Genomic DNA, 22,480 nt, shown 5'->3' on the forward strand with positions numbered 1-22,480 from the left:
AAAGAAATTACTTTTGCTTTTCATCGCCAGCATATGTTTTGACGTTATTTAAAGAGAGCGTTAGTATAATAATAGATTAAAATGAAAGTTGGAATGAAAATGAATGAAAGAAAAACACTAGACTGGGGATCATTAATTTTAGGGATTTTATTTGTCCTTGTTTCATTAATCTCTTTTCAAGATCCTGTTGGTAATTTAGTGGCGATTGTCGTTGTTTTTGCTATTTTTGCCTTTTTAAAAGGAATTTTTGAATTATTTGTACGAAATCGCATGAAAGAATTGACAGGATATAAAGGGAAAATGCCGTTGGTTATTGGTATCATTGATATTTTAGTCGGGATTTTCTTCTTGTTCAATATTGGTGCAGGAGTAGTTGCTTTACCGTTTGTTTTTGCCATTTGGTTTATTGCCGACTCTATCTTAGCTTTATTTACAGCTGATTTAGCGAAAGGTTATAGCACAGGCTACTATTGGTTTACAGTAATCATCAATATTTTGGGTGTGGTATTAGGATGTATACTATTGTTTAATCCTATTTCCTCCGCTTTGACTTTAAGTTTTCTTGTCGGTTTTTATTTTATGCTCTTTGGGATCAACCATATCGTATATGCGTTCAGATAAACAAAGTAAAGTATATAAAGAAGCAATCAGGCTGAATTTTCCTGGTTGCTTCTTTTTTATAGTTGATATTTCTGAATCTCTCAAAGAGTAGAGGTTCAATTATTTCCTTTTTTCATATAATTCATTCAATACAGGTAAATCATGCACTTCGTATTTTTCTTTGAATTGTTTGATTTCTTCTTCTGTATATTTTCTTGGATCAAGATGAAGATCTTCAACCGGTAAAGGACGTTTGTTATTGATTTTTACATCAATAACTACTGGTCGTTGGGATTTTTTAGCAGCATCAAATGCAGGTCTTAATTGGTGATACTCAGTAATCGTGAAACCATCAGCTCCCAGTGCTTCACTCGCTTTTCCGAAGTCAGCCTCTTCTAAAAACACACCAAATTTTTTCTGTTCAGTATCTTCTTGTTCTGCTTCAATAAACCCAAACGATGTATTCGATAAAACCACATTAATAATCGGTAGTTGGTATTTCACTTGTGTAATGATATCTTGCATCACCATTGCAAAACCACCATCACCGCTTAAAGTAAAGACTTGTCGATCAGGATAACTTAATTGTGCGGCAATGCCACCTGGAACACCATTCCCCATTGTAGCGAACCAACCAGAGGTCGTGTGTTTTTGTTTGCCGTTCATGTCTAATAATCGAATGGAATGGATCGTCGTATTCCCAACATCTGTTACAAAAATCGCATCTTCTTCAGCGATCCGATTGATTTCTTTATAAACAGCTTCAGGACGAATCGGTTGGTCTTCAAGGTCAGCGAATGAGTTTAACCAGTTTACCCAATTCGCTTTGTTTTCTTGGTTGGCTAGATACCAGCGATCTTCAGGACGTGGTTCGCCCAACTTTGTTAATCTCGCTAATGTGGTATTGGCATCCCCTAAAATGGTATGAGAGGTAGCATGTCTTCGACCAAATTTTGAAGCATCGATGTCCACTTGGATAAATTCAGCCTCTGGGTTAAAGAACGCACGACCAAAAGGAAAGTCACTACCCATAAATAAAATCAAGTCGGCCTCTGCTAATGCTTCATTTGCAGGTTTTGTGGCCACACGTCCAGCAAAGCCTAGAAAGTTTTTATAGTTATCTGGAATGATGCCTTTCGCTAAAACAGAAGCAACAACTGGCATGGAAAAGTGTTCTGTAAAATCTTTGATTTGTGAAAAGCCATTACGAGTGCCTTGTCCAATGTAAAGTACAGGCTTTTTAGCTTTTTCAATAAAAAGAAGAGCAGCAATTACATCTTTTTCATCAGGAAGGATAGTACCTGTTTTATGAGTAGCTGCGTTAGATATTTTCTCTTCTTCAATGTCTGCAAAACCTAAATCAACAGGAATGGTTACAATAGCTACTCCTTTATTTTCATAGGCTGCTTTGATTGCTTCGTCCACGACATGAGGTAAACTTTCAGGTGTCATAACTGTCCGATTATAGACACTAACATCTGCAAAAATTGGATTTTCATTTAATTCTTGGAAAGAGTTATAGTTCATAGCAGTAGTTGCAACTTGTCCAAGCAACGCAACAACTGGAACATGATCCATTTGTGCATCATACAAACCATTGATCAAATGCGTGGCACCTGGTCCAGCAGAACCAAAAACAGCCCCAACTTTTCCTGTTAGTTTCGCATCGGCCGCTGCGGCTAGCGCTCCTACTTCTTCGTGACGTACTTGGATATATTTTATTTGATCTTTTTCATGATAAAGAGCATCCATGATTGAATTAAACGAACCACCAGGAATCCCATAAATATGCTCGATTCCCCAACTTTCCATTACTTTGACCATTGCGATACCAGCATTGATTGTTGCCATATTCTCCCACTCCTTTATCAAATGAATGATAAAATTTCGTAACTTTATTAATTAAAGTATAGTGCTTTAAGAATAAAAGCCCAACTGATTCGCTTTTTCACACAAACAGTAGTCATGATTTTTTGAATATGCTAGAGTAATAAGTAAAGGCACGAAAGGAGAATAAAATGACAGAATGGCTACTAAGCTTAGCCCCGTGGCAACAAGCATTAGCGGGGACAGCATTTACGTATTTTATGACAGCTCTGGGGGCTGGGTTGGTATTTTTCTTTAAGGAAATCAAGAAAGAAGTATTGAATCTCATGCTTGGTTTCGCTTCGGGAGTCATGATTGCTGCTAGTTTTTGGTCATTGCTTGATCCTGCGATTACAAAAGCTGAAGAAAATGGCGATATCGCTTGGCTGGTCGTTAGTATTGGTTTTGGATTAGGTGGCGTCTTTCTGTACATCGCTGATAAAACGCTTCCCCATATGCATTTTGGCCCACAGCACGAAAAAGAAGGTCTACCTACGCATTTAAAACGAACAATCTTATTAGTTTTTTCGATCACCTTGCACAATATCCCTGAAGGTTTGGCTGTAGGGGTAGCATTTGGGGCTGCCAGTACAGCCGATAATCCAACAGCGGCCGTTTTGGCAGCCATTTCGGTTGCATTGGGTATTGGAATTCAGAATTTTCCGGAAGGTGCAGCTGTTTCGATTCCTTTAAGACAAGAAGGATTGAGTCGAACAAAGGCATTTATATATGGACAAGCTTCAGGTATTGTTGAACCGATCGCAGGTGTGATTGGTGCGGTGCTAGTGACACGAGTAACCATCCTTTTACCTTATGCACTGGCATTTGCAGCAGGTGCGATGATCTATGTGGTTGTTGAGGAATTAATTCCCGAAGCCCAACAAACATTATCAAGTAAACGACATTTTGCCGTTTTTGGAGTGATGTTAGGTTTTATCATTATGATGGTACTAGATGTAGCTTTAGGGTAATACCATCAAATGATATATCATTTGGAACAACTGACAAAAAATACAACGAAAAAAGCAGCACAAGACTGGGGAAACTGTCGTGTGCTGCTTTTTCAATATTAGTAATATTTTCGATGATGTCGACAATTTGTTCCAGAAATTACACGAATTAGCCAAATAATGATTGCAATAGGAATGAGTAATTTAATTGCAAACCATAAAATACTAGTAAAAAGGCTAATTACAAAACTACCTATAATGAATACCATTACTAGCATGAAAATAGTTGAAAAAGTATTTCTTTGTCCCATACAAACCCCTCATTTCTTTCTAGTTCCCAAAATAAGTTAAATTTAATAAAAATGTACTTAGAACTTAGCTTATTTATTAGAGAACTACGATAGTTAAATCCTCTTGTTTCATTGAGTATAGCAGTATAAAGTGAGCGTTACCTCCAACTATAGACTGATTTAGTTGCTTTTTTCTAGCTATCTTTACTACAATAAGTCAGAAAAGGAGGCAAAAATATGCCAAAAAATCGTTTAGAAGCTTTTACCGATGCAGTTATCGCAATCATTATGACTATCTTGGTCTTAGAGCTTCACCAGCCGAACACTGACACTTGGCAAGCGCTAAGTGCCTTAGGATATCGTTTTATGATCTATATTGTCAGCTTTTTTACATTGGTCATCTATTGGAATAATCATCATCATATGTTTCAAGTCGTTCATAAAGTAAATTGGCGAGTTTTATGGGCGAATAGCTTTTTTATCTTTGCTTTATCATTTTTTCCCTTTGTCACGTCTTGGATCAGCGAGTATAGTCATAGTTTAGCGCCAGAAATCACATACGGTGTAGTAACTTTAGGAGCTAATATTGCTTACTATATTTTAGCAAGAGAGTTGGTTCAGTCTGATCCTAAAAATAAAAAGAATATCAAAGAATTACTAGATAACTATCGAAAATCCTACTGGTCAATTGGGTTAAATATTTTAGGAATTATTTTAGGCTATGTCATTACACCAATAGCTGTTTTAGTAACGAATGCTGTGATTTTACTTGGTTGGTTGATTCCTAGCCGTAAAATCGAATCTCAATATAGTAATTAAAGATGTTCAAAAAAATTAAGAGAAATATAACAAAAAGATAAAAAAATGGTCGAACTTCTAGAGGAAAATTTTTCTTGAAGAGGGATGTTTATGATCAATCAAAAAAAATTGAATATCGGTCTAACTACGAGCATGATAACGATCCTTATCTATATAGATCATCGGCAATGTAGTTTATCGGTTATTTTGTTATCTATGATGATTCCATTTGTTGTAGCATTAAAGAAGTAAGTAGCGTTTATTTTTGATCCCTGATCTTTCAGTCTAAAGAATTGAAAGATCAGGGATTCGTTGTATCTAATTATACACAGATACGTATCAGAGAGGTAATCTGTTCCGAAAGTTTTCCACAGGGGATAACGAAAACGAAAAGTTCCAACCTATCGATAAAAGCAGGTATACAATATTTTTGTATAAATATTAAATGAATAGGCAGACAACAATTTATATAGATTAATCCATCTGATTAAATAACTTTTAGTTTTTAAGTATAGCGTTATTTTATCTTTTTAAAATAACGGATTTGATAATTTGTTTATTTTTTTCACAAGAAGAATCAAATAAATTAGGAAAAATGACGAAAAACAAAGGAAACAAGCCGTCTCGAATTAAATAGTTAGTATAAAAGATCAATGGTCGAGTGGGAGAAGAAAAAAAATAAACAGAAAAGTTATTCGAGGTTCTTTCCATTGAAAAAGATAAAAGCCAATTAAATATACCTTGTAGGGGTATATTTAATTGGTCAGTCTGTTGTATGAGTGGCACTTGCGACAGGATAATTTTTTTATAAGCAAAGTAGCGTGCTTCTTTTTTTGCTAAGCCAAAAGAATCAGAGAGCTGTAAATTTTGAGGTGAGAATTGTATGGCGGGGATTGAAAATGTCTGTTTTTGTTTGTCTATAATTGAAATAGAAAAGTTGATTTCTTCTTGTTCGGCATTTGCTAACGTCACATAAGAATGTCTGTCGAAATGGATACCAACTACTGTGTAAATGCCCAGTAATTGAAGTTGATCTCCTTCAATTTTTACTAGTTCATCTTTTGTTGGCACATATTCCATCTTGGCTCCAGTAGTCATTTTCATTTCAGCTTTTGAAGTAACATCTTTTACAGGAGAAGCAAAGTATTCAATCATAAAAAATAAAGCAATTAAACCTAAAAAACTACTAACTATAATAATTGTTTTCTTCACCTTGGACACTCCCATCTAACAGTTATGACGTAAAAAAGTACATTTATGATAAAAATAGTTTTTTAATCATTTAAAATGGTATAATATATGCCTTTTTTTATTAATTTTTGTTATTAATTAATTGCTTTAAAAACAGTATAAATTTAAATATAAAAAAAATAAAGCATAAAATACTTAATTTTAGCAGTTTATTTTACTGAATAAATGTTTCAATCAAATAATTTATTTCGCTAAAATAATTTATTTAGTTATTTTTTAAAATGAGAAGGCGAATGATACTATTTTCTGTTGGCAAGATCAGCATTCTGTTTATTTGCAAGGTCTAAGGACAAAAAAAGGCCATAGATGATCTATTTATAAAATTGGTAGATAGGATTGCTTATTTTTCATATTTTTTATACCCATTTTTACTATTTTTTTGAAAAAAAAATTCTAATTCGTTAAAAATTTTCTTTAAAATATAAATAGGAACATTCAAATAGAAAAAAGTGAATGCTTTTTTCTATTTGGTAAAAAGAGGGGAGGAAGTAAATGTTAAATATTTTATCGAAAAAAATGAAACGGCAGTTACTTCTACTGGAATTGCTTTTTGAAGGAGAAACCTATCGCTTTCAAGATTTAGAATCTCAATTAAAGTGTTCTTCAAAAACATTGAGAAATGACTTGATGGATATCGATTCTTATGCAAAAGAAATTAATATACATACTGATCGTGAGAATGGGATATTTGCAGAAATTGCTCCTCATGTCACAGAAGAATATATTTACCGAATTATTATGAATGAATCGATTGAGTATCAATTTTTAGAAGCAATCGTGTTAAATAAATATACGAACTACTTGGAAGTAACGGAACAACTATTTATTTCAGAGAGCACTCTAAGACGAATGGTGAAGCGCATCAACCTTTCCTTAGAGCAATATCACTTAAGAATTCGAGGATTGATTCGATTAACGGGAAATACACAATTAATTGAAAAGTTGACGATCCAGTTACTTTTAGAAAAATATGTGTGTTTAGAAGAGGCCTTCAATGAAGAAATTTGTCAAAAAAGTCGTCAATTATACTTAAAATACATAACGAATAATCAACTTCAAGATATAATTCGTAAACTGGAACACCGAAAACATAATCAGCTTTTATTTTATATTGCTATGAAAATTTACCAAGTAAAAAATGAAAAACAATTCATTGAAAAAGAGCAGAATAATCTTTTATGCCTAGAATCAAATGAGAAACAAAATACTTCTTTATGGTTATCTCTCGAAGAGGATCAGGATCTGATAAAATACATCTTTGAACAGCCGTTTGTTTGTTCGCTACTGGATATACAGAACAGCAGCGATGACTACCAACAAAAACCTTATTTAACAAAGATGGTTGGGATATTGCTTGATTATTTGGAAATAAAATATCAGATCAAATGTGAAGAACGACAAGAAATCTGCTATAAAATAATTAATGATGGCGACTATATGGAAAATCTTTCTTTTATTTTATATGATAAACATCATCAGTTTTTAAAACAGATACTTCCAGAAATCGAAAGTATTCAAGTAGGACTAAAGAATTATTTAATTAACAAGGATCAAAAAGAGTTATTAAAGTATATGAAAAATGACGAATTTACCAGAAAATTAGTCGCTTTGTTACTTGTCTACTGGCATGATCTACTAAAAAAGATTGAAACGAGTAAACAAATTAGGGCGTTGATTGTAACCAATTCTGAACAATATGCTAGCTACATTATTGCAAAGCTTGAGCTTTATCTAGGAGGACGATATCGTTTTGTAGCCAGCAAAACCCCGGTAGTTACAGATCAGATGCTACATAAGGAAAATTATGATTGTATTGTTTCCAATACGATGCTGAACAGACAGTTTAATATCCCTATATTTGGTATTTCTATTTATCCCAAATCAAGAGAAATTCAAAACTTGATTTTCTTTTATCAACAAACAAGAACAGAAATTACATAGCGTGTTTGATAATTTATTAACTTTGAGAAATTGTTAGTTTGAACATAGGTGGTCAATAAGGGGAAACGCTGATCAATGGTGAATGAATATTCCACAGATAAAAGAAACAAAAAGAAGAGATAGGTTAAAAGTTAACCTAATTTTATGGGCTCTTTGTTAAATGATAGGATATTGGTGAAGAGAAATCTTAGAATCATTTGGACAGAAAGAAGAAAAACTTCTTTCTGTTCTTTTAGAGAAGGCAAATATTTCCTCATTGTTTTGGTAGTAATTCAAGTAAGTTTGCAGTAAAAATTACTCATTTAATATTAATGAAAAGTTTAATGTACTTTGCTATTATGGACTAATTAATTAGGAAACAGATGGAGGTTCTCAATGGAAGTACTGAGATTAATTAGTCAATTTTATGCAATTATAGCGATACCCATTTTTATTTTTTGTGGTTTTAGATTACGTAATCAAAGAAGGGCTATGGAAAAGAAGAAAAAAAATAAAGTGAGTGAAATGTTCCCCGAACTTAGTAACGAGGACTTAAAGCTGAGAAAAACAGCAATTATAAATTATCAAAATATGTATTTGAATACCACTTTTAAAAGAGGTATTCAAATGTTATTGACTGTTGCATTACTTGCAAGTATTATAGGCGCTTTGGTCACTAGTATGCTTTATCAAGATTTTTCGACTAGTTTCCTATTTATCATTGGATTAACCTTTTGTATTTTACTTCTTAGTATAATCGCTCCGTCAAGTCAGAACCAAGCACAGTTTTGGGAGAATTATCTAAATCAACATCCCGATAATCCATTGAAAATCGTTCTGTTGGACAGGGAAGATGTCGAAAAGATTACTGCAATAAGAAAAAAACAAGTTATTAACTTTATGGTTATCGAGTTAGCTTTTCTGATTTTTTACGTTCTTTATTTTTAGCAGGATCTCCGATTTTATACGAATAATCAATTGATTGTCAAAGATAAGAGTGGCAAGAAATTAGAACGATTGACTGGAAATGGAGATAGAAAGAATTTTATCAAAAGGCTGCAGGTAATTTTTATAAAGAAAATACATGCAGCCTACCATTATTTTGTTGATTGGGTGGCTTCACATGAATGGGATAATCCTCTTTGATAGTATTTATAAAAAACAGGAAGTAGATTGTCTTTGCTAGAGAGTTACAAAGATTCATTGTTTGAAAAAAAGAACCGTGAGCACCTTTGATGTCAAAGGCTTCACGGTTCTTTTTAAATTTATTTATATTTAAAATTAATCTATCTAATGCCACTTGTTGCTGTTTCTTGCAACTTAATCCATAAACTTTTTTCTTTCTTCAACAATTCCTTTTTGCTCAATGCTATAAACAAATTACTTGCGACACTTTCATCATTTATTAAAGCGAAATTTTAAAATACATAATCAATCTTATTTTTTGAAGCAAATGAATTTTTTTGTTCCATATTCGTAGAAATACTGCTTATTTGGCTGCGAAAACTGTCGTCTTTGTTTTCTTCTAAGGTGATACTATGAAAATAAGAAAAGAGTATTTATTTTATTGCTATGTTGTATTTGTTTCAGCCTAGAACTATAAGAATAGAAGTACATGTTGATAATGACTTCTATTTTTTTAATTTTTAAATCTCACTTTAAAAAAAACAGCTTTTTTGTATTCTTTTGTTTAATTTTAAAAAAATATAGGATATAATTGCTTCAAATATAAGTAGATTGGAGTTGGACAGATGGCAAATGAAGTTCTAAATGTAGAAGAAGCACAATTGGTTGTTGATGGGTTATTACTTGGTTACAAAGAATATCTAGATATTCGTAAAGAGATGAAAGAAAAATTGAAAGTTTCTGCTGGATTTGCTTTTACAAAAGGGAACTTTATTGATGACGGTGTTGCTAGAAAAACTTTTAATTTTGCAGAAAATAAACGCGAAAAAGCAGGCGAAAGTTGGGAATATTTAGAGTTTTCCTTTGGTGGAGAAAAACCCTCTCTTTTTATCGTAAAAAATGACTATAGATTAAATCAAACTTTCTCAAAAGAAAAAAAGAAAAAAGTAAGTAAATATTTGTCTGATTATGCTAAGATAAATAAACCTATCCTTAATTCAGTTCGTAAAGGTCAAAAGAAAGTGCCTAATACCTCAATTCAATTAGAGCTTCCATTGGAAGAACCAATGATTTCAGAACAAGAGTTATCAAAATATGAAAATTTTTACATAGTGGTTTATAAAACGAATACGGCAAAAGTGATAGAATCAGTTTCACTTGTTTTACCTGATGACGAAACAAAAGAACTACATATAATTCAAAATTTAACACCGTATTTGCAAACTACGTCTATAATTATAGAAGATGAAGAATATTCTGCTGTAGTTGGTGAAAAAGAAGAAATTGGTGATCTCTATGATTATGATTATACAATTCCTAAAGAGGAAAAAGAAATCTCCAATTAGTTTCCCAGTGCAGTGTATTAAGAAAGGAAGAGCACAATGTTTTATGGGAAAAATCTGCAAATAATTAGGATGTTGCATGGTCTTTCACGTAAGGAACTTGGAGAAAAACTACGAGTATCTGAACAATCGATATGGCAATTTGAAAAACAAATGATAGAACCATCATTTGAAAATATCTTACAAATGAAAGAAATTTTGCAAGTGAAATCCACTTTTTTCTTTGAAGAATTCCGTGTTGAAAAGACCTTTTTTGAAAATAATGTTGCGTATAGAAAAGCAGATATTTCTTCTAGAAAAAAAACTAATAGTGAGATAGTCTATTTAAATGTGGCTTCTAAAGTGATTAATTATTTAGAAAGCTTTCTAAATGTACCACCTAATAAGTTATTAGATTTTAGACAAAAAAGTTCTGAAATTTTATTTGATGAAATAACAAATGAGAAAATAGAAAAGATTGCTACTCTTTCTAGAAAGTTTTTAGAAATTCAATCTGATAATGGTAACCTATTATTATCATTAGAAAAGTCAGGAATTTATGTTTTAGAAAAAAATGTTGGTGGGAAGGCAGATGCTTATAGTGCATGGTCAACAGAAGATGTCCCAATCATTGTATTAGGTATAAAAAAATCGGCAGTGAGAAGAAATTTTGATTTGGCTCATGAATTAGGACATTTGTTACTACATCCGTATGTTGACTTTTCTCTGTTAGATAAAAATGAACGACAACAAGTAGAAAGAGAAGCAGATTATTTTGCTTCATGTTTTTTATTGCCGTCAGAAATTATTCAAAAAGACTTAGAAAAAATAAAGAAGATATCAAATCCAGATAGTTATATCTCTTTAAAGGCCAAATACAATGTATCCATTCAAGCTCTTGAAATGCGAGCTTATAAATTAGGATTTCTTACACCAAAACAACATAGCTATTTTTATCGACAAATTGCTATAAAAAATTACAGATTAGAAGAACCCTTGGATAGGGAAATTGTATTTAAGCGTCCTGGAAAAATCCGAAGTATTTTCAACTTGGTTCTAACGAATAAGTTAACTGATTTATCAAGCATTGAAAATAATTTTAGGATTAATAGAAGCTTGTTAGAAAAAATGTTTTCGATTGAACCTGATTTCTTCGGTCCCTTTGCAAAAGAAGAAAATTTTACAGATTTAAATAATGTTTTGAAACTTAATTTTGGTTCTGTATAGTTTACAAGTTTTATCAAAGAATAGATTTGATTTTAGAAACGAAGGATCCATTATCGACAGAAAAAAGAATAATAAACACAAGTGTGACCCAACTGTGATCACACTAAAAGAAACCCGCTAGAAAACCTATGACATAGGCTTTTCTAGCGGGTTGTTTCTTATTCCCACTCCACAGTTGCAGGTGGTTTAGAAGTGATGTCGTACACGATACGGTTGACGTGAGCGACTTCGTTTACGATGCGGACAGAGATTTTTTGTAAAACATCCCATGGGATACGGGCAAAGTCTGCTGTCATCCCATCAATAGAAGTGACTGCACGGATACCTACTGTATAGTCGTAAGTACGGCCATCGCCCATTACACCGACAGAGCGGATTCCTGGTAGAACAGTGAAATATTGCCAAATGTCACGATCTAAGCCAGCTGCTGCGATTTCTTCACGTAAGATCGCATCTGATTCACGGACGATTTCTAGTTTTTCTTCACTGATTTCTCCCAAGACACGGATACCTAGACCAGGACCTGGGAAAGGTTGACGCCAAACGATTGAATCTGGCATTCCTAGTTGTGTTCCTAATTCACGGACTTCATCTTTGAATAATGTGTTCAAAGGTTCGATCAATTGGAATTGCATGTCTTCTGGTAGTCCACCCACGTTATGGTGAGATTTGATCGTTTGAGCAGTTTCCGTTCCACTTTCGATCACATCAGTATAAAGTGTTCCTTGGGCTAAGAAAGCAATTCCTTCTTCTCCCGCTAATTTTGTTGCTTCATCATCAAAAACATACACAAATTCATTACCAATGATTTTACGTTTTTGCTCAGGATCAAAAACGCCGGCTAACTTGTCTAAGAAACGTTTTCTTGCATCCACTTTGATAATATTTAGACCAAATTTCCCGCCTAAACTTTCCATTACTTGGTCTGCTTCACCTTTACGCAATAAACCATGGTCAACAAAGATGGAAGTTAGCTGATCACCGATTGCTTTTTGTAAAAGAACACCAACGACACTAGAATCCACGCCGCCAGAAAGTCCAAGCAATACTTTTTTATCGCCAACTTGTTCACGAATTTTTTCGATTTGCATATCGATGAAGTTATTCATTGTCCAGTTTCCTTCACAATGACAAACATCAAAAGCAAAATGACGGAGTAATTCGATTCCGTATTCAGAATGACGAACTTCTGCATGGAATTGGATACCATAGAAATTACGTTTTGTATCTTGGATGGATGCGATCGGGCAGTCTTTACTTGTACCAACGATTTCAAATCCTTCAGGAACTTGGGTTACTAAGTCCCCGTGGCTCATCCAAACGGTTTGTTGTTTAGGTGTGTCATTGAACAATACTGCATCGTCACTGGTTACTTCTAACTGAGCTTTTCCGTATTCACGGTTTTTAGCTGGTTCAACTTTCCCACCTAGCTTATACGTAATCAATTGCATACCGTAGCAAATACCCAATACAGGAATCCCTAAGTTAAAGATTTCTGGATCGATTCCAAAAGCATTTTCATCATACACACTGTTAGGACCACCGGAAAGAATGATTCCTTTTGGATTCATTGCTTTTACTTCTTCAGCAGAAACCCGATGGCTCAATAATTCAGAAAAAACTCCTAAATCACGGATGCGTCGTGTAATCAATTGGTTATACTGGCTACCGTAGTCTAATACGATAATCTTTTCAACGTTTGTCATGTCGGCAACGTTTGTCACATTTATTACCCCTATCCCTTTAAATTTTATCTCAAAATAGAATAAACTATTTTAAAATGCTAATATTTTCGCATGAAAATCGAATCAATAATATGATTTTCAGTTTTATGGAGAATTATATCTGCTCTGCCACGAGTAGGCAAGATATATTCGTTTAAATTTTTCAAATTCACATTTTTCCATACTTCTTGCGCCATTTTAAATGCATCGTCACGATCACCAATAGCAAATTGATAGTAATAATTTTGTGGATTTTGAAAAGCGGTGTCGAGTAAGGCACCGAATCGATCTAAATACCATTTTTCAATTAATGATGAATCAGCATCAACATAAACAGAAAAATCAAAAAAATCACTGACATAGATTTGTTGATTAGCAGGCAGTTGCAGCGTGTTGATTCCTTCAACAATCAGAATATCAGGTTGTTGGATCAATTCATATTCGCCAGGAATGATATTGTAAATGTCATGTGAATAAACAGGTACTTTTATTTCTTCCTGACCGGATTTTACTCGATTAAGAAAATCGATCAACATCTCCATATCATAACTTTCTGGGAACCCTTTACGATCCATGATCCCTCGTTCTTTTAACGTTTCATTAGGATATAAAAAACCATCAGTTGTAATCAACTGAACATTCCTGCGTTTAAATGTACGTGATAAGATCGTTTGTAACAGGCGAGCTGTTGTGCTTTTTCCAACGGCAACACTCCCAGCAATTCCAATAATAAATGGCGGTACTTCGACATATTTATGAAGAAATAGACCTTTACTTAACGAAAGAGATTCAAATTCTTTCATATATAGATAAATCAAATGAGCAAGAGGAACATAGATATCTCGAACATCTTGCATTGAAATACGGTCATTTAAACTTTTGATGTTATCTAGCTCGTCTTGGGTCAAAGGTGCTTGTCCATTACGATAAAATTCACGCCATTCTTCTCTTGCCACACGGTAGTAGTTCATTGGATCATTCATAATAGCCTCCTGCATTCTCCCATCAATGGAATCATTTTAACATAAAACACGGCTAAACCCCACCACTAAACGAGAATGGTTATAAGTCTCTTATTTTTAAGTGAATAACTGTTAACTGAATAAATAAAAAGGATGACATATCAAAATTCATTCTGTTCGTGTTTCTGATCAACTATTTATTTAAACTAGGAAAAATAGACATTGCATGCCAATTGATAAAAGGATAGACTAAGAAACAAGAAACAATATAAAAAGGATGAACGATATGACGAATCATTATTATTCGCAAGAGCCAACGACAGAACATGACTTTGAACAATGGTCATTTGAATTAAAAGGAAAAAACTTCCAATTTGTAACAGATTCAGGAGTATTTTCACGTGAAACAGTCGACTTTGGTTCACGAGTGTTAATTGATACCTTTAATTGGGAAGAGCTGCCAGTTGATGGCAAAATTTTGGATGTTGGTTGTGGCTATGGTCCGATTGGATTGGCGATCGCTTTTGCTAGTCAGCGATTTGTTGAGATGGTCGATATTAACTCTCGGGCAGTAGAATTAGCTCAAGGAAATGCGAACCGCAATGGGATCAAACAGGTGGATATTCATCAATCGAATATCTATGAAGCAGTTCATGAAGAAACTTATGCAGCAATCGTCAGCAATCCGCCAATTCGTGCCGGTAAAAAAGTGGTACACGAAATTTTAACCGAAGCATATCCAAGGTTAAAATCGGGTGGAACACTAACCATTGTCATTCAAAAAAAACAAGGGGCTCCTAGTGCAAAAAGCAAAATGGCAGAGACCTTTGGGAATGCTGAAATCGTCCATAAAGAGAAAGGGTACTATATCATCAAAAGTATCAAAGAATAACTGTTTGATTGTGGGTGTTTGAGACTAAATAAAAAGCTATGACAAAATAACACACTCTAAAAGCAACCGAAGAATCCTAAAATAGAAGTAACTATTTGCGGGTTCTTCGGTTTATTTTTGTCCCTTTCTTTCTATTAAAAAACAGGCGATAGGTACTCTAGGTCATGGGAATATGGAGATCGTAAAAAAGTTGATGAAAGGAGTGAGACACTTCGCTAACTAGTGGAACTTTTTCCTATTGAAAAGTGGCGTATTTCAAGGAGCTAATAATTGAATAACGTTTCTTCCTTTTTTAGAAAACAAAACTAGCATGGTATTGAAAAATTTGAGTGACTTGAAAGGAGAATAAAAAGATGACACAAACCAGAATGATAGTAGATACTAAATCTATTTTAGAATTACCCATGTATAACCAGGAAAACGTATTAAGGTATTTAGAAAAAGACCATGTCGAAATGGCTACAACATTTAAAGCATGGGAAGAAAAGGCGAAGGGGATCGTCCAGAACAATAAAACGAAAAGAGAAAAATTAAATAGCAAAAGAGAAAAAAGTGAAGTTCAGCCAGATGATCAACATGTTGCTTTAACAAATGAACTTTTAGATCTCTTAGATGGATTAGTACATCATGGCTTACATCAGTATCGTCCCACACTAGTGTCTAAGTATAAAAATCTATTGATATGGAAAGATCAAGAAAAATTTGATTTCTTACTTAAGAATCGAGATGCTAAGAACGGGTTCACTCAAATCATGAACGACAAGCCTATGATTAAGCTTTACCAAAAAAAGCCAAAGAAATTTGCTCAGATCAAAAAAGGCTACCATTCTCAAAAAAACAACGATGTCCTATTTGTTGGAAACATGCTGCTGTTTGAACTACTTGATTTTTCTCGCTCAGAGAGGGAACAACTGGTAAAAGAATTTCTAACCCATACGATTCCCAACGATCAGCGACGAGACAACTTAAATCAAGAAATTCAAAATCGTCCTGCGGCAACGCTTGACAAGCTTTCACAGAGAAATAAAACAGTCTATTGGGAGTTTGTTAGTATTAGAAGTGTGGCAGATTATTCTAAAGTAAAACATGTGAAAGAACAAATTGATCATCAAGATGGATTGACTCCAGAAGAAAAACAGGCACTTCATAACGATTTAGATGCACGTATCGCCAAATTTAATAGTCAAGCTATACTGTTTGAAGAAGCAGTCGCGGATCTAAGTGAAAAAAATAAGGATTTACATAAGATGTTCAAAAAAGATGTACCACAAGAGCGAATTGACTTGCTCAAACGAATCAAAGATGAGTCAAATTTGGATTGGCTAACAAAGAATGTGTTGACCGAAGAATTAGTAAGAAAACAAGTGGCTCAAGAAAAACTAGATACATATAAAGCACTGATGAGTGACAAACAATTGACCCGAGAAGTGGTAGCTAGCATCAAACAAAGCAAAGAGTATTCAGAAGAAATAAAAAAAGCTCTCATTTCTGAAATTAATCCCTCAGAGGAAGCGAAAAAGAACAACATTAAAAAAATATCAGTTATCAAACAGGAATTTTTCATTAGAAAGCAACTGTTAGAAGTACTAAAAGAACGAGTGGCAACGGATAAAACCTATCAGCCGCTTTTTGAACAAATAGAAAAAGCCACAAATAGTAATGAAAAACAAAAGGAACATGTAACTGCTCAAAGTGATATCAAAGAGTGCCAAAAGTTTATAAGTGAAAATAAATGGGAAGAGGAAATGATTAAAAGAATCAATCAAGAGGAACGAATCCCTCCACATTTGAAAGTAATCGTTTTATCTGAGTTAAAGGAACCAACAGCAAAAAATCAACGAGTTGGTGGAGAAAATCGGCAAGATTCCACACTTGTTGCTCTTGTTTTAAAGTCTCACGTTCAAAATATACAACTAGGATACCAACAAGAGGTTTCTCAAAAGACGAAGAAGGAGCAACAAATTGATCATCGCATGATTAAATACGAACAAAAGTTACAAAAAATTCTAAAGATAAGAACAGGACTCTTTGATGCCATAAATAGATTTGAGAGCCAAGAGAAACAACTGATAGGGGATGGGGGAAAGATTTCTGTTCCCAAGGATGAACAAGAAAAAGCCAGTCAACAAGCTACGCTGACTAAAAAAGATTTGCAAGAGAATGAAGAGCAGAGGCTAGCTATGGATATCGGAGAGCTTCTTATGAAAGGAAATACGGCAGACTATTTTCAGGCAGTCGATAAACATGATTTAAACTTTTTAAATCTTAGGCAACAAGTAAGGCAAGATCCAAAGATTCCTATTGAAAATAAAAAACCTTTCCTTGAACAGCTAACAACGATGATCGCCACGGATCGAACGGCAGGTTATCAAAAAGAGCTTCAACTTTTTTCATCTGTTCGAGAAAAGATTCTAGAACTCCATCATGAAATCTTAAACGATCAGGAGATAGCTCATGATGAGAAAAAAATACTTCTCAAGCAGGTAGATAGAATGGTAGGAGCGATTGAAAAACGGGATTCTGAACATATAGCTGCTGATCATTTAGTAACCCAAAGTCAGAAGTCTTCTTTGAGTGAGAAAGTAACTAGTGCAATCAATAATAGAAAAGATCAATCGCTAGTTACTCAAGCCAATGAAAAAACTCCTATGAAAGAGAAGAACAATGACAGATGATCGGCAGTTACAGAAGTTTTTAAGAAGTCAGTTTAGGAAATTGGCACTTTCCAAGCTATTTATTTTTATTAGTGAATAAAAGATTTTTTCTTATTTTTTTCTATCTATTCTTTTTTATATGCTTTTGGTAAACTAAAAAAGAATTTACATCATAAAGGAGGAGAAGAAGTGAAACTAACGATCCGAGACATTGCAGAAATGGCAGGTGTTTCAGTCACCACTGTATCACAAATTTTAAATAATAAAGGGAGCCGCTTTAGTGATAAAACACGAAAAAAAGTCCTGAATATTGTTAACGAGCACCATTATAAACCAGATTACTTTGCCTCGAATGTGATCAATCGTCATTCTAAAACGATTGGTATGATCGTGCCAGATGTCACTGACTTCTTCTTTTCTAAATTGATTGAAGGGGTCGAGAGTTACTTGAATCCACTGGGGTATGTGATCATGCTTTGCAACTCTCGTCATAGTCAAGAAAATGAAATCAAGTATTTAAAAGAATTGGCTCATCGCTCAGTGGATGGAATCTTATTGGCTACGCCCAATGTTTTGCCAGATGACTATTCTTTAGATAGTGGTTTTTATAAAAATATGCCGATTATTTTGATTGATCGTGGATTGAATACCAGAGATAATGGTCGGTTGATCGTAAAAGAGTATGAGGGGGCTTATCAAGCAGTTTCTTTGTTTATTAAGAACGGTCATACCAAAATCGGTATGCTCAAAGAAACAACAGGCTATTACCAGTTAGAAGAACGGTTCAACGGGTATCGTCATGCACTAAAGGATCATGGAATCCCTTTCAATGGAAAGTATGTAGAACAAGGGGAGTTGACGGTCCAAGGTGGATACGAGGCGTCTAAACGGCTCTTAAAGCACAAAGATCTTACAGCAATTTTTTGTGGAAATGATGCAATGGCGATTGGTTGTTACCAAGCGATTGATGAATTAGGCAAAAAAATCCCCGATGATATTTCAGTTATTGGTTTCGATGGGTTGAAGTTATCCGAGTATATGATCCCTCAATTGACAACAGTGAAACAGCCAAGTTCTGATATTGGATTTTATGCCGCAAGATTTTTGATCGACACGATCGAGTTCCCACAACGCAAAGTTCCGAACAAAGTCTTTGAAACAAAATTAATTATTCGTGAGAGCATAAAAACATTGACAAAGGGATAACTCAGCGTTATATTGCTTATGTAAGTGTTTACAAAGGCGGTGAGTAGCTCTTTGTATTCTTAGTAAACTGGTTTACTAAAGTGGTTTACCTTTTGGAAAATTCCTGTATAATACCGAATGAAGACGAGGAGGATCAAGCAATGCGAATGGTGGATCTGATTGAAAAAAAGCGAGACGGAAATGAATTATCGACAAAAGAAATCGAGTATATTATTACAAAATACACGAATGGTGAAATTCCAGATTATCAAATCAGCGCATTGTTGATGGCGATCTTTTATCAAGATATGACCGATAGAGAAATCACGGATTTAACACTTGCCATTGCCCACTCAGGAGATGTCATTGATTTAAGTCCTTTAGATGGGATCAAAGTGGATAAACACTCTACAGGTGGTGTGGGAGATACGACAACGTTGATCTTAGCACCTTTAGTCGCAAGTGTGGGTGTTACAGTTGCCAAAATGTCTGGTAGAGGTTTGGGGTATACAGGTGGTACGCTGGATAAACTAGAAGCAATTCCTGGATTTCAAATCGAGCTTTCTGATGAAGCGTTTATCCGAATTGTCAATGAGAGTAAAGTGGCTGTTATTGGACAATCAGGAAATCTTGCACCAGCAGATAAAAAACTTTATGCTTTGCGGGATGTGACTGCGACAGTGGATTCGATTCCTTTGATTGCCAGTTCGATCATGAGTAAGAAAATTGCCGCAGGAGCAGATGCGATCGTTTTAGACGTGACGACAGGTGACGGCGCCTTTATGAAGAATATTGAAGATGCTAGACGTTTAGCAAAAACAATGACTAGTATTGGAAAATTAGCTCATCGTCAGACAGTAGCCGTAATTTCTGATATGTCTGAACCTCTTGGTGAAGCAATTGGTAATAGTCTTGAAGTTGTGGAAGCAATTGAAACGTTAAACGGCAATGGACCAGAAGACTTGCTGGAAATGTGTTATGCATTAGGGAGTCAGATGGTGGTCTTAGCCAATCAAGCAGCAACAATCGAAGAAGCTAGAAGTTTGCTGCAAGAAGCGCTAGAATCTGGCAAAGCCTTAGACAAATTTAAGGAAATGATCCGTAATCAAGGTGGAGATGACTCTATCGTAGACCAACCAGAACGATTACTGACAGCTAAGTATGTTGTTGAGTTGCCAGCCAAATCGAGTGGTATTGTCTCAAAACTCGTTGCGAATGAGTTGGGGATTGCAGCTATGATGTTAGGTGCAGGACGCAAAACTAAAGAAGATGATATTGATCACGCAGTTGGTCTTAAATTAAATAAAAAAATTGGTGATCCTGTAAAAGAGGGAGAATCATTGTTGACAATCTACAGTAATACAAAAGAGATTTCTTCTGTTCAAGAATTGCTCTATCAAAATATCCAAATTAGTGACTCGGCTGAAAAGCCTACATTGATACATGATATCATCACCGAATAAAAGGAGAGAAAAAAATGGAATTGAACCGAATGATCGATCACACCATCTTAAAAGCAGATGCTTCTCAAGAAGACGTTATGCGAATTATTGAAGAAGCAAAGAAATACCATTTCTATTCTGTTTGTATCAACCCAACATGGGTCGCACTAGCAAAAGAACAATTAAAAGGCGAACCAGTGGCAGTATGTACAGTAATTGGCTTTCCTTTAGGAGCTAATACTGCTGAAACTAAGGCTTTTGAAACTACAAATGCGATTGAAAATGGCGCAGATGAAGTGGATATGGTCATCAATATTGGGGCAATGAAGTCTCAACAGTTTGATAAAGTCCAAAAAGATATTGAAGCAGTGGTTGCAGCGGCCAAAGATCGTGCTTTAGTCAAAGTCATCATCGAAACAGCTTTATTAAATCATGAGGAAATTGTAAAAGCTTGTGAGCTGGCAAAAGCTGCTGGGGCAGACTTTGTTAAAACTTCTACAGGATTTTCAACTGGAGGAGCAAAAGTCGAAGATGTTCGTTTAATGCGTGAAACTGTTGGACCTGAAATGGGTGTAAAAGCATCTGGTGGTATCCATAACGAAGCTGAAGCTTTGGCAATGATTGAAGTTGGTGCGACAAGAATTGGTACCAGTGCAGGAGTTTCGATTATGTCAGGATCTACTGGCGAAGGCTATTAAGTAGTAAGGGGAAGCTTATGACAGAAGTGAAGCAAGAATGGATCAACATTGCAGTAGAAGCATTGGATAAAGCATATGTACCATATTCACATTTTCCAGTAGGTGCATGTTTAGTCACTGAATCTGGAAAAACGTATCAAGGGGTCAACATCGAAAATGCCTCGTTTGGTTTAACCAATTGTGCGGAGCGCACGGCTTTTTTCAAAGCTGTTTCTGAAGGAGAAAAAGAGTTTACTCATTTAGTAGTGGCTGGTCATACGCCAGAGCCAATTTCTCCTTGTGGTGCTTGTCGTCAAGTAATGGCTGAGTTTTGTGTACCAGACATGCCGGTAACTTTAGTAGGGGATAACGGTGTGACTAAGGCAATGACGGTTAAAGAACTATTACCTTACGCCTTTACAGAAAAAGATCTATAGAATTATCACTCATGTTCATTCAGTCAGCTGACTGTTGAAAAATAAAACAATTATTTTAGGGGGCTTTACAGAAATGAAAAAAGCAAAATTATTTGGTTTAAGTGCTGTAGCGTTATCTGCTGGGTTATTATTGGGCGCATGTGGCAGCGGATCAGATTCAACTGATTCAACCGGTGGAAACAGCGGTTCAAAAACAGCAACTGCAGCATTGATCACAGATACGGGCGGTGTTGATGACCGTTCATTCAACCAGTCAGCTTGGGAAGGACTACAAGCTTGGGGGAAAGATCATGATCTATCACGTGGAAATGATGGGTTCCAATATTTCCAATCAGCAAATGAATCAGATTATATCCCTAATATTGACCAAGCTTTGAATGCAGGTTTTAAAACAATCTTTGGTATTGGTTATAAATTGAAGCCAGCTATTGAAGAGCAAGCTGCATCAAATCCTGAAACAAACTTTGCTATTATTGATGACGTTATCGACGGCAAAGACAACGTGGTTTCAGCAACATTTAAAGATAACGAAGCTTCTTATCTTGCTGGGATTGCCGCAGCTTACACAACTGAAACAAACACTGTTGGTTTCATTGGTGGGGTAAAAGGTGAAGTAATCGATCGTTTTGACGCAGGATTCAAAGCTGGTGTAGATGCTGGTGCAAAAGCATTAAACAAAGAAATTAAAGTCTTGAATCAATATGCAGGAGACTTCTCAGCGCCAGATAAAGGACGTTCAATTGCTCAAGGAATGTATGCACAAAATGCAGATATCATTTTCCACGCATCTGGTGGTACTGGTAACGGTGTATTCCAAGAAGCGAAATCATTAAACGAATCAGGCGACAAAAAAGTTTGGGTTATCGGGGTTGACCGTGACCAATCTGACGAAGGCGAATACACTTTAAATGGTGAAAAGAAAAACTTTACTTTGACATCAACTCTAAAAGGTGTAGGAACTGTTGTTGAAGACTTAGCTCAAAAATCAGCTGATGGTGATTTCCCTGGTGGGGAACATACCGTTTACGGATTGAAAGAAGACGGTGTTGGTATCACAAAAGGTCAACTTTCAGAAAAAGCAGAAAAAGCTGTGAATGAAGCAAAAGAAAAAATCATCTCAGGAGATATCAAAGTACCAGAAACTCCTGAAAAATAATC

At 34.9% G+C, this 22,480-nt stretch carries 20 protein-coding genes; 15 read left to right on the plus strand and 5 right to left on the minus strand.

Annotated features, from left to right (window positions below; translation table 11 throughout):
- Window positions 1-99 precede the first annotated feature (99 nt).
- A complete protein-coding gene (locus IGL28_RS00105; RefSeq protein ID WP_010720488.1) occupies window positions 100-621 on the plus strand; it encodes an HdeD family acid-resistance protein in 522 nt (173 codons plus the stop codon).
- Window positions 622-720: 99 nt separating this feature from the next.
- Here the strand turns inward: IGL28_RS00105 and spxB are convergent, their stop codons facing one another.
- Window positions 721-2,451, minus strand: coding sequence for a pyruvate oxidase (gene spxB / locus IGL28_RS00110; RefSeq protein WP_081128387.1), 1,731 nt, complete (start codon window positions 2,449-2,451; stop codon window positions 721-723).
- A gap of 167 nt (window positions 2,452-2,618) precedes the next feature.
- Here spxB and IGL28_RS00115 point away from each other — a divergent pair, with 167 nt between their 5' ends.
- Window positions 2,619-3,437, plus strand: a complete 819-nt coding sequence (locus IGL28_RS00115) for a ZIP family metal transporter (RefSeq protein WP_010720486.1) — start codon at window positions 2,619-2,621, stop codon at window positions 3,435-3,437.
- A gap of 98 nt (window positions 3,438-3,535) precedes the next feature.
- On the opposite strand, the gene IGL28_RS00120 is transcribed toward IGL28_RS00115, so the two are convergent.
- Entirely contained in the window at window positions 3,536-3,727 is a 192-nt protein-coding gene (locus IGL28_RS00120) for a hypothetical protein (protein ID WP_081128386.1), read from the minus strand.
- A 216-nt stretch (window positions 3,728-3,943) separates the two neighbouring features.
- Between IGL28_RS00120 and IGL28_RS00125 the strand changes: the two genes are divergently transcribed.
- On the plus strand, window positions 3,944-4,525 hold the full coding sequence (locus IGL28_RS00125; RefSeq protein ID WP_010720484.1) for a TMEM175 family protein: 582 nt from the start codon (window positions 3,944-3,946) through the stop codon (window positions 4,523-4,525).
- A 90-nt stretch (window positions 4,526-4,615) separates the two neighbouring features.
- Window positions 4,616-4,756, plus strand: a complete 141-nt coding sequence (locus IGL28_RS00130; RefSeq protein WP_164885437.1) for a hypothetical protein — start codon at window positions 4,616-4,618, stop codon at window positions 4,754-4,756.
- Between the two features lie 270 nt (window positions 4,757-5,026).
- Here IGL28_RS00130 and IGL28_RS00135 read toward each other — a convergent pair whose 3' ends face one another.
- Window positions 5,027-5,716: a hypothetical protein gene (locus IGL28_RS00135; protein WP_438843869.1), complete on the minus strand. Its 690-nt coding sequence runs from the start codon at window positions 5,714-5,716 to the stop codon at window positions 5,027-5,029.
- Between the two features lie 531 nt (window positions 5,717-6,247).
- Here IGL28_RS00135 and IGL28_RS00140 point away from each other — a divergent pair.
- The 4 genes from IGL28_RS00140 (at window position 6,248) to IGL28_RS00155 (ending at window position 11,349) form a co-directional block, all read left to right on the plus strand.
- Complete coding sequence (locus IGL28_RS00140) at window positions 6,248-7,696, plus strand: helix-turn-helix domain-containing protein (protein ID WP_034697678.1); 1,449 nt, start codon at window positions 6,248-6,250, stop codon at window positions 7,694-7,696.
- A 375-nt stretch (window positions 7,697-8,071) separates the two neighbouring features.
- Window positions 8,072-8,623 carry a hypothetical protein gene (locus IGL28_RS00145; protein ID WP_081128382.1) on the plus strand — a complete coding sequence of 184 codons (552 nt, stop codon included), beginning with the start codon at window positions 8,072-8,074 and terminating at the stop codon, window positions 8,621-8,623.
- A gap of 803 nt (window positions 8,624-9,426) precedes the next feature.
- The gene (locus IGL28_RS00150; RefSeq protein ID WP_081128381.1) at window positions 9,427-10,146 is read left to right on the plus strand and encodes a spr1630 family ClpXP-sensitive toxin; all 720 of its coding nucleotides are present in this window, start codon (window positions 9,427-9,429) and stop codon (window positions 10,144-10,146) included.
- A gap of 36 nt (window positions 10,147-10,182) precedes the next feature.
- Entirely contained in the window at window positions 10,183-11,349 is a 1,167-nt protein-coding gene (locus IGL28_RS00155) for a spr1629 family repressor/antitoxin (RefSeq protein ID WP_081128379.1), read from the plus strand.
- A 158-nt stretch (window positions 11,350-11,507) separates the two neighbouring features.
- Here IGL28_RS00155 and guaA read toward each other — a convergent pair whose 3' ends face one another.
- Both guaA and coaA read right to left on the minus strand, forming a co-directional pair.
- Window positions 11,508-13,073 (minus strand): glutamine-hydrolyzing GMP synthase, encoded by a 1,566-nt coding sequence (gene guaA, locus IGL28_RS00160; protein WP_081128377.1) that lies wholly within the window; start codon window positions 13,071-13,073, stop codon window positions 11,508-11,510.
- A 59-nt stretch (window positions 13,074-13,132) separates the two neighbouring features.
- Window positions 13,133-14,056 carry a type I pantothenate kinase gene (coaA, locus tag IGL28_RS00165; protein ID WP_081128376.1) on the minus strand — a complete coding sequence of 308 codons (924 nt, stop codon included), beginning with the start codon at window positions 14,054-14,056 and terminating at the stop codon, window positions 13,133-13,135.
- A 265-nt stretch (window positions 14,057-14,321) separates the two neighbouring features.
- Between coaA and IGL28_RS00170 the strand changes: the two genes are divergently transcribed.
- The 7 genes from IGL28_RS00170 to IGL28_RS00200 all read left to right on the plus strand — a co-directional run bounded on the left by IGL28_RS00170 (window position 14,322) and on the right by IGL28_RS00200 (window position 22,478).
- Window positions 14,322-14,927 carry a class I SAM-dependent methyltransferase gene (locus tag IGL28_RS00170; protein ID WP_010720478.1) on the plus strand — a complete coding sequence of 202 codons (606 nt, stop codon included), beginning with the start codon at window positions 14,322-14,324 and terminating at the stop codon, window positions 14,925-14,927.
- Window positions 14,928-15,280: 353 nt separating this feature from the next.
- Window positions 15,281-17,602 carry a hypothetical protein gene (locus tag IGL28_RS00175; RefSeq protein ID WP_232088542.1) on the plus strand — a complete coding sequence of 774 codons (2,322 nt, stop codon included), beginning with the start codon at window positions 15,281-15,283 and terminating at the stop codon, window positions 17,600-17,602.
- A 168-nt stretch (window positions 17,603-17,770) separates the two neighbouring features.
- Window positions 17,771-18,787 carry a LacI family DNA-binding transcriptional regulator gene (locus IGL28_RS00180; protein ID WP_010720475.1) on the plus strand — a complete coding sequence of 339 codons (1,017 nt, stop codon included), beginning with the start codon at window positions 17,771-17,773 and terminating at the stop codon, window positions 18,785-18,787.
- A 140-nt stretch (window positions 18,788-18,927) separates the two neighbouring features.
- Entirely contained in the window at window positions 18,928-20,229 is a 1,302-nt protein-coding gene (locus tag IGL28_RS00185; protein WP_034697695.1) for a pyrimidine-nucleoside phosphorylase, read from the plus strand.
- A 14-nt stretch (window positions 20,230-20,243) separates the two neighbouring features.
- Window positions 20,244-20,906 (plus strand): deoxyribose-phosphate aldolase, encoded by a 663-nt coding sequence (gene deoC / locus IGL28_RS00190; RefSeq protein WP_034697697.1) that lies wholly within the window; start codon window positions 20,244-20,246, stop codon window positions 20,904-20,906.
- Between the two features lie 17 nt (window positions 20,907-20,923).
- Window positions 20,924-21,322, plus strand: coding sequence for a cytidine deaminase (locus tag IGL28_RS00195; protein ID WP_010720472.1), 399 nt, complete (start codon window positions 20,924-20,926; stop codon window positions 21,320-21,322).
- A gap of 73 nt (window positions 21,323-21,395) precedes the next feature.
- Window positions 21,396-22,478, plus strand: coding sequence for a BMP family lipoprotein (locus tag IGL28_RS00200; protein WP_010720471.1), 1,083 nt, complete (start codon window positions 21,396-21,398; stop codon window positions 22,476-22,478).
- Window positions 22,479-22,480 lie beyond the last annotated feature (2 nt).

This window comes from Enterococcus sp. AZ077 (genome assembly GCF_051714965.1).
Taxonomy (GTDB): Bacteria; Bacillota; Bacilli; order Lactobacillales; family Enterococcaceae; genus Enterococcus_B; species Enterococcus_B hirae.

Coding starts and splice junctions, on each gene's coding strand:
- IGL28_RS00150 (WP_081128381.1), top strand. CDS start 9,427: ATGGCAAATGAAGTTCTAAATGTAGAAGAAGCACAATTGGTTGTTGAT.
- IGL28_RS00155 (WP_081128379.1), top strand. CDS start 10,183: ATGTTTTATGGGAAAAATCTGCAAATAATTAGGATGTTGCATGGTCTT.
- coaA (WP_081128376.1), bottom strand. CDS start 14,056: ATGAATGATCCAATGAACTACTACCGTGTGGCAAGAGAAGAATGGCGT.
- spxB (WP_081128387.1), bottom strand. CDS start 2,451: ATGGCAACAATCAATGCTGGTATCGCAATGGTCAAAGTAATGGAAAGT.
- IGL28_RS00125 (WP_010720484.1), top strand. CDS start 3,944: ATGCCAAAAAATCGTTTAGAAGCTTTTACCGATGCAGTTATCGCAATC.
- IGL28_RS00175 (WP_232088542.1), top strand. CDS start 15,281: ATGACACAAACCAGAATGATAGTAGATACTAAATCTATTTTAGAATTA.
- IGL28_RS00200 (WP_010720471.1), top strand. CDS start 21,396: ATGAAAAAAGCAAAATTATTTGGTTTAAGTGCTGTAGCGTTATCTGCT.
- IGL28_RS00140 (WP_034697678.1), top strand. CDS start 6,248: ATGTTAAATATTTTATCGAAAAAAATGAAACGGCAGTTACTTCTACTG.
- IGL28_RS00120 (WP_081128386.1), bottom strand. CDS start 3,727: ATGGGACAAAGAAATACTTTTTCAACTATTTTCATGCTAGTAATGGTA.
- IGL28_RS00185 (WP_034697695.1), top strand. CDS start 18,928: ATGCGAATGGTGGATCTGATTGAAAAAAAGCGAGACGGAAATGAATTA.
- IGL28_RS00115 (WP_010720486.1), top strand. CDS start 2,619: ATGACAGAATGGCTACTAAGCTTAGCCCCGTGGCAACAAGCATTAGCG.
- deoC (WP_034697697.1), top strand. CDS start 20,244: ATGGAATTGAACCGAATGATCGATCACACCATCTTAAAAGCAGATGCT.
- IGL28_RS00130 (WP_164885437.1), top strand. CDS start 4,616: ATGATCAATCAAAAAAAATTGAATATCGGTCTAACTACGAGCATGATA.
- IGL28_RS00195 (WP_010720472.1), top strand. CDS start 20,924: ATGACAGAAGTGAAGCAAGAATGGATCAACATTGCAGTAGAAGCATTG.
- IGL28_RS00145 (WP_081128382.1), top strand. CDS start 8,072: ATGGAAGTACTGAGATTAATTAGTCAATTTTATGCAATTATAGCGATA.
- IGL28_RS00170 (WP_010720478.1), top strand. CDS start 14,322: ATGACGAATCATTATTATTCGCAAGAGCCAACGACAGAACATGACTTT.
- IGL28_RS00105 (WP_010720488.1), top strand. CDS start 100: ATGAATGAAAGAAAAACACTAGACTGGGGATCATTAATTTTAGGGATT.